A 225-nucleotide genomic window follows, 5' to 3' on the forward strand; every position below is an offset into this window, starting at 1 on the left:
GGCGGTATTTTTTTGTTGTGTGCCAAAATCGCCCCACGATTTTTGTGAAATCCGCCTCTTGCCGTCCTCCTGCAAACCGTGTCATACTGGGTATAAAATTCCAAGATCAGGCCGGGAAGTTCGCTGTCACGGTACAGGGTGCACAGGACCTGGTCGTCCCAGGCCGCGCCGGTGCGCTGCTGCCGGCAACCGTAGGATTCACTGCCGTCCGCCTGTACGTGGCAG

General features: G+C 57.8%; 1 protein-coding gene. It reads right to left on the reverse strand.

The annotated features are described in order from the left end of the window. On the reverse strand, positions 1-225 hold a 225-nt coding region (locus H6B10_RS16610), incomplete at both ends, for a hypothetical protein (protein ID WP_204652479.1).

This window comes from Gemmiger formicilis, assembly GCF_016901605.1.
GTDB lineage: Bacteria > Bacillota > Clostridia > Oscillospirales > Ruminococcaceae > Gemmiger > Gemmiger formicilis_B.